At 72.7% G+C, this 11,960-nt stretch carries 8 protein-coding genes and 1 pseudogene; 8 read left to right on the plus strand and 1 reads right to left on the minus strand.

The genetic code is table 11. The features are described 5' to 3' along the window. From ACWEN3_RS29500 to ACWEN3_RS29515, 4 genes are all read left to right on the plus strand, one after another. Window positions 1-399 (plus strand): alpha-glucosidase C-terminal domain-containing protein (locus ACWEN3_RS29500; RefSeq protein ID WP_452976777.1); only part of this gene is annotated, 399 nt, incomplete at its 5' end. 31 nt (window positions 400-430) lie between these two features. Beyond that, window positions 431-1,795: a maltokinase N-terminal cap-like domain-containing protein gene (locus tag ACWEN3_RS29505; protein ID WP_452976778.1), complete on the plus strand. Its 1,365-nt coding sequence runs from the start codon at window positions 431-433 to the stop codon at window positions 1,793-1,795. Between the two features lie 4 nt (window positions 1,796-1,799). After that, entirely contained in the window at window positions 1,800-4,007 is a 2,208-nt protein-coding gene (gene glgB / locus ACWEN3_RS29510; RefSeq protein ID WP_452976780.1) for a 1,4-alpha-glucan branching enzyme, read from the plus strand. 89 nt (window positions 4,008-4,096) lie between these two features. After that, a complete protein-coding gene (locus ACWEN3_RS29515) occupies window positions 4,097-5,185 on the plus strand; it encodes a glutamate--cysteine ligase 2 (protein ID WP_452976788.1) in 1,089 nt (362 codons plus the stop codon). A gap of 8 nt (window positions 5,186-5,193) precedes the next feature. Here ACWEN3_RS29515 and ACWEN3_RS29520 read toward each other — a convergent pair whose 3' ends face one another. After that, the gene (locus ACWEN3_RS29520; protein ID WP_452976782.1) at window positions 5,194-5,427 is read right to left on the minus strand and encodes a DUF6480 family protein; all 234 of its coding nucleotides are present in this window, start codon (window positions 5,425-5,427) and stop codon (window positions 5,194-5,196) included. A gap of 151 nt (window positions 5,428-5,578) precedes the next feature. Between ACWEN3_RS29520 and ACWEN3_RS29525 the strand changes: the two are divergent. From ACWEN3_RS29525 to ACWEN3_RS29540, 4 genes and pseudogenes are all read left to right on the plus strand, one after another. Then, window positions 5,579-7,477 (plus strand): annotated as a pseudogene (locus tag ACWEN3_RS29525) (AMP-dependent synthetase/ligase). A 152-nt stretch (window positions 7,478-7,629) separates the two neighbouring features. Next, complete coding sequence (locus tag ACWEN3_RS29530) at window positions 7,630-8,064, plus strand: ATP-binding protein (protein ID WP_452976784.1); 435 nt, start codon at window positions 7,630-7,632, stop codon at window positions 8,062-8,064. A 201-nt stretch (window positions 8,065-8,265) separates the two neighbouring features. After that, window positions 8,266-9,645, plus strand: coding sequence for an NAD(P)/FAD-dependent oxidoreductase (locus ACWEN3_RS29535; protein ID WP_452976786.1), 1,380 nt, complete (start codon window positions 8,266-8,268; stop codon window positions 9,643-9,645). Window positions 9,646-9,882: 237 nt separating this feature from the next. Beyond that, window positions 9,883-11,960, plus strand: a 2,078-nt coding sequence (locus tag ACWEN3_RS29540) for an FUSC family protein (protein WP_452976790.1), incomplete at its 3' end; no start/stop codon positions are given.

The following is an 11,960-nucleotide window of genomic DNA, read 5'->3' on the forward strand; positions in this document are numbered from 1 at the left end:
GACCCGGTCTACGGCTACCAGGTCACCAACGTCGAGGCCTCGATGTCCTCGCCGTCGAGCCTGCTGCACTGGACGCGCCGCATGATCGAGATCCGCAAGCAGAATCCCGCCTTCGGACTCGGCACGTTCACGGAACTCCAGTCGTCCAACCCGGCGGTGCTGGCGTTCCTGCGTGAGCACGGCGACGACCTGGTGCTCTGCGTCAACAACTTCTCCCGCTTCGCACAGCCCACCGAACTCGACCTGCGTGCCTACGACGGACGGCACCCGGTCGAGCTGATCGGCGGCGTGCGCTTCCCCGCCATCGGTGAACTGCCGTACCTGCTCACCCTGCAGGGCCACGGCTTCTACTGGTTCCGGCTCACCCGAGTCGCATCCCGCATCGGTCGCCGCCGCTGAACCTCCGGCGCCGAGGAAAGGACGCGTCACCATGCCGAAGACCATCACCGCCGGTCCGAGAACCTCGGCCGGCGTCGAGGCGCCCCTGGCCTCGCTCGGCGGGCTGTTGCACGAGTGGCTGCCGAGGCAACGCTGGTTCGCGGGCAAGGACCGGCCCGTCACCGATCTGTCCCTGCTGTCCGTGACCGAGCTGTTCCCGGGGCGCCTGCATCTGCTGGTGCACGCCTCGCACGCGCCGGTGCCGACCCCCGGCGGCACTCCCCCGCCCGGCGACTGCTACCAGCTGCTGCTGGGCTTGCGCGAGCACCTCGCGCCCCGGCTGGAGCGGGCGTTCATCGGACGCGCCGAGGTGGGCCCGCTGGCCGGACTCGCGGTCTACGACGCGCTGCACGACCCGCGCTCGGCCCATCTGCTGCTGGAGCGGCTGCGGCAGCCCGGCACGGCGGGCCCGCTGCGCTTCGAGGCGGACCCCGCCGCCCATCTGCCCGGGGGGCTTCCACCGCGCCTGCTGGACGCCGAGCAGTCCAACACCTCGCTCGTGTACGGCGACGCGTACATCCTGAAGGTCTTCCGCCGTATCCAGCCGGGCGTGAACCCGGACCTGGAGGTGACGGCCGCGCTGGCCGCGCAGGGGTGCACCCGGGTGCCCGCGCCGGTGGCCTGGTTCACCACGACCGCGCCGCGCCCGGCCACGCTCGGTGTCCTCCAGCCGTTCCTGCCGGACGCCACCGACGGCTGGACCCTGGCCCTGCGCGCGCTCGCCGCGGGCGACGACTTCACCGCCGAGGCCCGCGAGTTGGGCCGGGCCATGGCCGAGGTGCACCTCGCGCTGGCCGATGCCTTCCCGCCGGCCGGGCCCGGCGAGAACGGCCGGACGGCCGAGGAGATGTGCGCGCGGCTGGAGGCCGCCGCGCACGCCGTGCCCGGTCTGAAGCCCTTCGTGCCGGGGCTGCGGGCCGCGTTCGGGGCGCTCGCCACGTGCGACACCGGTCCGCCCGCCCAGCGCATCCACGGCGATCTGCACCTCGGGCAGGTGCTGCGGGCCGGCCGCGACTGGTTCGTGATCGACTTCGAGGGAGAGCCGTCCCGGCCGCTCGCCGAGCGGCGGGTGCCGCAGTCCCCCGTGCGGGACGTGGCGGGGATGCTGCGCTCCTTCGACTACGCGGCCCGGCAGCGCCGCCCCTGGCGACCCGAGTGGGCGCGCCGCTGCCGGGAGGCGTTCTGCGCGGGCTACGCGGCCCGCGCCGGCTGGGATCCACGCAAGAAGCACGCGCTGCTGCGCGCGCACGAGACGGACAGGGCGGTGTACGAGGTGCTGTACGAGGCGAGACACCGGCCGGACTGGCTGCCGGTTCCGATGGCCGCGATCAAGCGACTCGCTGTGTGGGGAGGCTGACGACATGGCACTGCGCGACTCTTCGCTCCCGGAGGCCGCGGGCCCCGTGCCGCTCGCGGCCCCCGCACTGGACCCCGGCGACCGGGGCCGCCTGCTCGGCGGCGCGCACCACGACCCGCACGCCCTGCTGGGCGCCCACCCGGTCCCGGGCGGCACTCTGCTGCGGACGCTGCGCCCCAACGCCCGGGCGGTGAGCGTCCTGATCGACGGGATGCGCACCCCGCTCGCGTCGGAGGGCGGCGGGCTCTTCGCCGCCGTCCTGCCCCACCCGGAGATCCCGTCGTACACGCTGCTGGTGACGTACGACGGCGAGGAGCAGGAGGTGCACGACCCGTACCGCTTCCTGCCCGCGCTGGGCGAGCTGGACCTGCACCTGATCCGCGAGGGCCGGCACGAGGAGCTGTGGCGGGCGCTCGGCGCCGAGCCGATGACCCACCAGGGCGTGACCGGCACCCGGTTCACCGTGTGGGCGCCCAACGCCCAAGGGGTGGCCGTCGCCGGGGACTTCACGTACTGGGACGGCACGCAGTACCCGATGCGCTCCCTCGGCGCGTCCGGGGTGTGGGAGCTGTTCCTGCCCGGGATCGGCGAGGGCGCCCGGTACAAGTTCCGGATCACCTCCCGGTACGGGCACCAGTTCCTCAAGGCCGACCCGATGGCGCGCGCCACGGAGCTGCCGCCGGACACGGCGTCGGTCGTGACGGCCTCGCGCTACGCGTGGGGGGACGCGGAGTGGATGGCGCACCGGGGCGACACCCCCGTGCACGAGGCCCCGTTCTCCGTGTACGAGGTCCATCTGCCGTCCTGGAAGCCCGGGCTGACCTACCGTCAGCTGGCCGAGGAGCTGCCCGGATACGTGAAGGAGATGGGCTTCACGCACGTCGAGCTGATGCCGGTCGCCGGGCATCCCTTCAGCGGCTCGTGGGGCTACCAGGTCACCTCGTACTACGCGCCCACGCCCCGGCTCGGCTCGCCGGACGACTTCAGGCACCTGGTGGACGCGCTGCACCGGGCCGGGATCGGCGTGATCATGGACTGGGTGCCGGCGCACTTCCCGAAGGACGACTGGGCGCTGGCCCGGTTCGACGGGGATCCGCTGTACGAGCCCGGCAACGCGCAGCGCGCCGAGCACCCCGACTGGGGGACGTACGAGTTCGACTACGGCCGTACCGAGGTGCGCAACTTCCTCGTCGCCAACGCCGTGTACTGGTGCGAGCAGTTCCACATCGACGGCCTGCGGGTCGACGCCGTGGCCTCCATGCTCTACCTCGACTACTCGCGGGACTCCGGGCAGTGGGAGCCCAACGTGTTCGGCGGGCGGGAGGACCTGGACGCGGTCGCGTTCCTGCAGGAGATGAACGCCACCGTGTACCGGCGCTGCCCGGGCGTGATCACCATCGCCGAGGAGTCCACCGCCTGGGACGGGGTGACCCGGCCGACCGACGGCGGCGGTCTGGGGTTCGGGCTTAAGTGGAACATGGGCTGGATGCACGACTCGCTGCAGTACATCCAGAAGGAGCCGGTGCACCGCAAGTACCACCACGACGAGATGACCTTCTCGATGGTGTACGCGTACAGCGAGAACTACGTCCTGCCCATCTCCCACGACGAGGTCGTGCACGGCAAGCAGGCGCTGGTGTCGAAGATGCCGGGCGACTGGTGGCAGCGGCGCGCCACCCACCGCGCGTACCTGGGCTTCATGTGGGCCCACCCGGGCAAGCAGCTGCTGTTCATGGGACAGGAGTTCGCGCAGGGCGCCGAGTGGTCGGAGGCGCACGGCCCCGAGTGGTGGCTGCTCGGCGACGACTACCACTCGGCGGGCGACCACCGGGGCGTGCAGGCGCTGGTCCGGGATCTGAACACGCTGTACCGGGCGACGCCGGCGCTGTGGCAGCGCGACACCGACCCGGGCGGCTTCCGGTGGCTGCTGTGCGACGCGGCGGACGACAACGTCTTCGCGTTCCTGCGGTTCGCGGCCGACGGCGCCCCCCTGCTGGCGGTGTCGAACTTCTCCCCCGTGGTCCGGGAGGACTACCGGCTGTGGGTCCCGGACGAGATGCCCGCCTGGCAGGAGAAGCTGAACACCGACGACGTCCGCTACGGGGGCGGCGGGGTCGCCGCCGGTGCGCCGGGGGCGCTCAAACCGGAGGACGGCTTCCTCCGGCTCACGCTGCCGCCGCTCGCCACGGTGTTCCTGACCCCCGTGTCCTGAACCGCAGGTGTCGGCGGCAGCCCCAGGGGCAGTCGGGGTCGTACGGACCCATGACTGCCCCTGTCGGCAGCGAGGAAGGGCGGCACCGCGTGCGCACCGTCGGAGTGGAGGAGGAACTCCTTCTGGTCGATCCTGACAGCGGCGACCCGAAGGCGCTGGCCGCGGCCGTCCTCGCCCGTGCCGCCCAGAACGATCCCGGGCAGGACGTGTTCGAGAAGGAGCTGTTCGGGCAGATGCTGGAGTTCGCCACGCATCCGCAGGCGGAGATGGCGGACCTCGGCGAGGAGATCGTGCGCTGCCGCAAGGAGGCGGCCCGGCTGGCCGGTCAGATCGGGTGCACGGTCGCCGCGCTCGCCAGCTCGCCGCTGCCGGTGAGTCCCTCCCTCACGGTGAACGAGCGCTACGAGTGGCTGGCCGAGCGGTACGGGATCGGCACGCGTGACCAGCTGGTCTGCGGATGTCATGTACATGTGTCGGTGGAGTCGGACGAGGAGGGCGTGGCGGTCCTCGACCGGCTCCGTCCGTGGCTTCCGGTACTCAACGCGATCAGCGCCAACTCGCCCTTCTGGCAGGGCCGGGACACCGGCTACCAGAGCTACCGCACCCGGGTGTGGGAGCGCTGGCCGTCGGCCGGCCCGACCGAGCTGTTCGAGTCCCCGGAGCGGTACCACCGGCGGGTGGCGGACATGGTGGCCACCGGCGTGATCCTCGACGAGGCGATGGCGTACTTCGACGCGCGGCTGTCGGCCCGCTACCCGACGGTGGAGATCCGGGTGTCGGACGTCTGTCTGTGCGCGGAGACCGCCCTGCTCATCGCGACGCTGACCCGCGCGCTGGTGGAGACGGCCGCCCGGGACTGGCGGGCCGGCCGGCCGCCCCTCGACCACAGCGTGAGCCTGCTCAGGCTGGCCGCCTGGCAGGCCGCCCGGTCCGGGCTGGACGGGGATCTGCTCGACCCGGCGACCATGCGGCCGCGGCCCGCCGGGGAGGTGCTGCGATCGCTGCTGGAGCACACCGGGGACGCGCTCGGCGACACCGGGGACGCGGCGCGCGCGGACGAGGGCGTCGAGCACGTGCTGCGGCGGGGCAACGGCGCGCGCGAGCAGCGGCGGCTGATGGACCGCACGGGCAACCTGCGAGGTGTCGTCACCGAGTGTGTGCGGCACACCCAGGGGTGAGCGGCCGGTCAGAAGATCAGCGCCAGGGCGTACGCCAGGAAGAAGGCGGCGATCACCACGACGAGGACGACGATCAGCGTCAACGGTGTCCTGGACCACCCCCTGCGCCCGGCGTTCGGCTCCCGGGGCCCGGCTTCGGGCATGCTGCTCTCGGCGGGCGGGGTCTCGCCGGGCGGGACCGAGCCGCCGGGCTCCAGCCCGGTGGTGCGTTCGGGTTCCGGATCGGGGTTCACATGACTCATGTCTGCCGAGTCCCCAGGACACGCCCAGATCATCAGCCGATCACGACTTGCCCGTTCCCGGCACCCAACGCGCTCGCCTGGGCTAGATTCGAGCACTGCCGACAACAGAGCCGATCGGCGGAGTGACCCTCTGTACATCCAGGAGCAGCGCATGCGGGACGTCGCCCTCGCTCCGGCCGCCACCCCACCGCTGACCGGCGGCCTCGCCGACAGCGTCTTCGACCTCGCGGACGTCAACCCCACCCTGCCGGTGCTCGCGCACCGGCCCGGGCCCGCCGCCGACGGGTGGCAGGAGGTGACGGCCGTGGAGCTGCGGGACGAAGTGGTCGACCTGGCCAAGGGGCTGATCGCGACCGGTGTCTCACCGGGCCACCGGGTGGCCCTGATGGCCCGCACCCGTTACGAGTGGACGGTGCTGGCCCACGCGCTGTGGGCGGTGGGCGCCGAGGTCGTGCCCATCCATCCGTCGTCCTCGCGGGACCAGGTGGAGTGGATCCTGCGGGACGCCGGCTGCGTGGCCGTGGTCGTCGAGGACGAGCAGGGCGTGATGACCGTCGGCACGGTGTGCACCCGGCTGCCGCGGCTGCGGAACGTCTGGCAGCTGGACGCGGGCGCGATGGACGCCCTCGTCGAGCGCGGCGCGCAGGTGCCGTACACCACGGTGGAGTCGCTGCGCCGGCTCGTGCTGCCGGACGCCACGGCGGCCATCGTCTACACCTCCGGCACCTCGGGCCGCCCGATGGGCTGCGCGCTGAGCCATCGCGGCCTGGCCTACCCGTGTGACGTCCTGCTGGCCGGCTGGGCGCACACCGCGGCGCCGCCGGGCGAACAGCCCTCCGTGCTGGCCTTCCTGCCGTTCTCCCATGTCTACGGCATCATGATCATGCTGACGTGAGTGCGCGGCGGCGTCCTGATGGCGCACGAGCCGGAGCTGACCGAGGCCTCGCTGTCGGCGGCGCTGACCACGTTCCGGCCGACGTATCTGTACGGCGTGCCGTCGGTGTTCGAGAAGCTGTACAAGAATTTCCTGCGCACGGCCCAACAGGCGGGCCGGGGAACGCTGTTCGAGCGGGCCGCGCAGACCGCCAGGGACTTCGCCGCGGCCGAGGAGCGCCGGCGGCTGGGCCGGGGGGCGGGCCCCGGGTTCGAGCTGAGAATGCAACACGCCCTGTACGAAAGGACGGTGTACCGCAGGCTCCGGGCCGCGCTCGGCGGCCGCGTGCTCCGCGGCACCTCCGGCGGTTCCTCCCTCAACCGCGACCTGAGCCTGTTCTACGAGGGCATCGGCGTGTACCTCCACGACGGGTACGGGCTGACCGAGGCCTCCGGCGGGATCACCATGCAGCCGCTCGGCCTGGAGAAGTCGGGGACCGTGGGCCGGCCGCTGCCGGGCACCGAGGTCCACGTGGCCGACGACGGGGAGATCCTGCTGCGCGGTCCGTCGGTGTTCCAGGGCTATGTCAGCGACGAGGCGGCGACCCGGTCCGCGCTGCACGGCGGCTGGCTGGCCACCGGGGACATCGGGCGGCTGGACTCCGAGGGCTATCTGACGATCACCGGCCGCAAGAAGGACATCATCGTCACCAGCGGCGGCAAGAGCGTGGCCCCAGGGCCGCTGGAACAGCGGCTGCGCATGCACCCCCTCGTCCACCAGGCGGTGGTGGTCGGCGACGACCGGCCCTGCGTGGGCGCCCTGATCACCCTGGATCCGGAGTTCCTCGCGCACTGGCGGGCCGCGCTGGCGCTGCAGGGCGATGTCGCGGGCCGGGAGACCCGGGAGGAGAACGCGCTGCGGGAGGAGATCGCTCGGGCCGTCTCCTCCGCCAACAGTGCGGTGTCCCGGGCGGAGTCGATCAGGGTCTACCGTGTCCTGCAGGAACCGTTCGCGCCGGACAACGGGCTGCTCACGCCGTCCATGAAGCTGCGCCGGGACGCGATAGCGCGGCACTACGCCACCGAGATCGACGCGATGTACGAGGCGCGGTCCCGGGCCGGGCGCGGTCCCCAGGAGCCGGCCGACTGGGACGAGCCGGACGATGTCTTCCGCTGAGGAGGGGCGGCCGCGCAAACCGCGGGACCGGAGCGGGTGGATAGTCGGCCCGGCTGTGGGAACCCGCAGCGCAGCGAGAGACCGGCAACGACGACCGGCACGGCCGGAGAGGCGGCGCAGGCCCCTCCCCGGACGGGCCCGGGGAATGCGAGATGGTGACGGAGCCGCGTTGGGACGACACACCCCCCTCGGAGGGCGGGTACGAGCGCACGTTCTCCTTCGGTGGTGAGCTGCGCAACGTCACGGAGGCACGGCTCGCCGCGGAGGAGTTCCTGGGCGCCCTGGCCCGGGACGCGCCGCCGGGCGCGCACGAGTACTGGGACGACATCCTGCTGGTCGTGACCGAGCTGGCCGCCAATGTCATCCAGTACGCGCCGGGACCGTTCGGCCTGCGGATGCGGCGCACCTTCGACGGCGTGCACGTGACGATGCGCGACAGCAGCACCACCAAACCGGAGCCGCGGCCCTTCCACCCGCGCACGGGCGGCGGCGGCATCGGCTGGCATCTGGTGCACACGCTCTGCACCCAGGTCAGCGTCGTGGTGCACGACGACGGCAAGGACATCCACGCGTTCCTGCCCTGGTGACGGCAGCGCGCAGGTGTATCCGCGCGACAACCGGTTACTCCTGCCCGTGTGGGTGCATGCCGGTGCCCACGCACGTTCGTCTGCCTGCCGCACCCAGCTGGCGGAACGGCTGGGTGCACGGTGGGATCTCGAGGTGGTGCGCAGCGCGATCCAGGGCATGCGAACGACGATGAGTCGGACCGCCTGGAGCCGCAGAAAGGGATGGACACTGTGACACGACCCAGGATCCTGGTGATCGGCGCAGGCTTCGCCGGAGTCGAGTGCGTCCGCCGCCTGGAGCGGAAGCTCGCCCCCGGGGAGGCCGACGTCACCCTGGTGACGCCGTTCGCCTACCAGCTCTATCTGCCGCTGCTGCCCCAGGTCGCCTCCGGCGTGCTCACGCCGCAGTCGATCGCGCTGTCGCTGCGCCGCAGCAGGAGGTACCGCACCCGGATCATCCCGGGCGGGGCGATCGGCGTCGACCTGAAGGCGAAGGTCTGCGTCGTCCGCACCATCACCGACAAGATCGTCAACGAGCGCTACGACTACATCGTGCTGGCCCCGGGCAGCGTGACCCGGACCTTCGACATCCCGGGCCTGACCGAGTACGCCTTCGGGATGAAGACCCTCGCCGAGGCGGCCTACATCCGCGACCACGTCATCTCGCAGCTCGACCTCGCCGACGCCAGCGACGATCCGGCCGAGCGGGCCGCGCGGCTGCAGTTCGTGGTGGTCGGCGGCGGGTACGCCGGCACCGAGACCGCCGCCTGTCTGCAGCGGCTCACCCACGCCGCCGTACGCCGTTATCCGCGCCTGGACCCGGGCCTGATCAAGTGGCATCTGATCGACATCGCGCCCAAGCTCATGCCGGAGCTGGGCGACAAGCTCGGCCGCAGCGCGCAGGAGATCCTGAAGCGGCGCGGCATCGACATCTCGCTGGGCGTGTCGATCGACAAGGCCGCGGCCGAGGAGGTCACCTTCACCGACGGCCGGGTGGTGCCGACGCACACGCTGATCTGGACGGCCGGTGTGGTCGCCAGCCCGCTGATCGCGACGCTGGGCGCGGAGACGGTCCGCGGCCGCCTGGTGGTCGACCCCGAGATGACCGTGCCGGGCCAGGACGGCGTGTTCGCCCTCGGCGACTCGGCCGCCGTGCCGGACCTGGCGAAGGCCGAGGAGGGCGCGGTCTGCCCGCCCACCGCGCAGCACGCCATGCGCCAGGGCAAGAGGGTCGCCGAGAACGTCATCGCGACGCTGCGCGGGCAGCCGATGTCGCCGTACGAGCACCGGGACTTGGGCCTCGTCGTCGACCTCGGCGGCAAGGACGCCGTCTCCAAGCCGCTGGGCATCGAGCTGCGCGGCCTGCCGGCGCAGGCGGTGGCCCGCGGCTACCACTGGTCTGCGCTGCGCACCAACGTCGCCAAGGCCCGGGTGATGACCAACTGGATGCTGAACGCGGTGGCCGGCGACGACTTCGTCCGCACCGGCTTCCAGGCCCGCAAGCCCGCCCGGCTGAAGGACTTCGAGTACACCGACTCGTATCTGACGCAGGAACAGGTACGGGCCCGGGCGGAGGAGGGCAACGCGCTCGAGAGCCCGTGAGCTGATCCGCGTCTTCGGGAGACCGCCGGTCGTCCGCACGGGACCGGCGGTCTTCCGTGTTGACCGGGCACGTCGGCCGGCCGGAGCCATGCCAACGCGCTCGGCCGCGGCACGGGCCGAACGCCGGCGGGCGGGGGCCGCGTGCGATGCTGGATCGGAGATCGATTTCTGGCACGGTTTTCGGACACGGGAGAGCGCGGCGGCGTGAGGGCAGCGGGACGGTCGGGGCGGGTACGGATGTGGGACCGGCTCGCGGCGTCGGATCCCGGGTTCCTCAGGCTCACCGCGGGGCTGCGCACGGTCACCGCGATCGGGCTCACCCTCGTCGTCCTCGCCGTCCTGGGGTTCCCGGTGCCGCTCCTGGTCGCCGGCGCCATCGCGGCGATGGTGGCGACCTTCGCGATCCGGGAGAAGCAGCGTGACCGGCAGGCCGTCACGCTCGCCCTCGGACTGCCGGTCGCCCTGGTCTCCGTGTCCCTGGGCACGCTGCTCGGCGGCCGGGTCGTCGCCGGGGACCTGTTCTTCGTCCTCCTCATCTTCGGCGCCGTCTACAGCCGACGGTTCGGCGACCGGGGCACGGCGCTCGGGCTGATCGGCTTCCAGGTCTACTTCGTGGCCCTGTTCGTGCGCGCCACCCCGTCCGTGCTGCCGCAGTTGTACGGCGTCGTCTGCGTGGCGTTCGCGTGCAGCGCCACCGCCCGCTTCGTGCTGCTGCCGCAGACCCCGGCGGGCACCCTGGACCGGCTGCGGCGGGCCTTCCGGGCCCGGCTCGCCCAGCTGATCGACATTCAGATCGAGCTGCTGGACGCCGGTCCCGACGAGGTGGACAAGGTCCTGGAGGAGCTGCGCACCGGCACCGCGCGGCTGCACGAGACGGCGCTGATGATCCAGGGCCGGCTGGAGGACGGCACCTCCGACGAGGCGGTGGCCCGGCTGCTGCAACGCCGTACCGCGGACGCCGAGATCGCCGCCGAGCGCCTCGGGCTGCTGCTGCTCACCGCGCGCAGCGCCGAGCGGACCGACACCCTGACCCTGCACCTGCCGGGCGCCCCGCTGCCTTCGGGGGGCGAGCTGCCGGTGCGGGACGAGGCGACGGCCGTGCTGCGCCGGGACCTCCAGGCGCTGCGGCTGCTCGCGCTGCGCCCGGTCGGCGAGGCCTCGGGCACCGCCCTCGCACAGGTGCGCAACCGGCTGCTCGGGTACCGCGAGGAGGAGAACCTGCCGCGGGCCTCCCCGGCCGTGCAGGACGTCTTCCGCGGGCTCGGCGAGGCGGCCCGCGCCGCACTGGGGCTCAGGCTCGCCCTCGACGGACCGCTGGACGAGTCCGACGACTCCCCCGCCACCGCCCGCTCGCGCGAGGAGCTGGACGCGGAGGACGCCGCGATCGAGGGCAGCGAGGAGGGCGAGCCGCGGGTGGCGGAGCCGTCCGGCCTCGGGCGGCCCACCACCCGGGCCGCGGTCCAGGTCGCCGTCGGCTCCTCCCTGGCCATCGTCGGCGGCGAGCTGCTCTCCAGCCAGCGCTGGTACTGGGCCGTGCTGACCTGCTGGATCGTGTTCATCAACACCGCGTCCACCGGCGAGATCCTGGTGAAGGGCTACCGGCGGCTGCTGGGCACGATGCTCGGCGTGGTGGCCGGCATCGGACTGGCCGGTCTGGTGGGGCACCACACGTGGACGGCGTTCGCGCTGGTGCTGGTGTTCGTCTTCGCGATGTTCTACACGGCGCCGCTGTCGTACACGCTGATGTCCTTCTTCGTCACGGCCGCGCTCGGGCTGCTGTACACGCTGCTGAACACCTACACCACGGCGGTGCTGGTGCTGCGGGTGGAGGAGACGGCGCTGGGCGCGGCCTGCGGGGTGATCGCGGCGGCCGTGGTGCTGCCGATCCACACCGACCGCCGTACCAACGAACTCCTCGTCGGCGTCCTGGACCGGCTCGCCGGCCTCACCCGGGCCGCCGTCGACCAGTTGAGCGGCGGGACGAGCGGCGACCTGGTGGAGCAGGCGCGCGAGCTGGACCAGACCCTGGCCGATCTGCGCGCGGCCACCCAGCCGCTGACCCATCCGATCACCCCGCTGCGCGCCCGCCGGGACACCGCCCGGTACGTGGTGGCGCTGCTGGAGACCTGCGCGTACCACGGGCGTTCGCTGGCGGCGACGGCGGAGCTGCTGCCGACGCATCCGTCGATCGCGGCGGACCCCCGGCTGCGCGGGGCGTGCGGGCGCATCGTGCACAACATCGAGGCAATCGCCGCCCCCGTGCGAAGGGCGACGACCGTGCGGGTCATCACGTCGTTCACGACGGTGGGGGTGCC

The sequence above is a fragment of the Streptomyces sp. NPDC004561 genome (assembly GCF_053602155.1).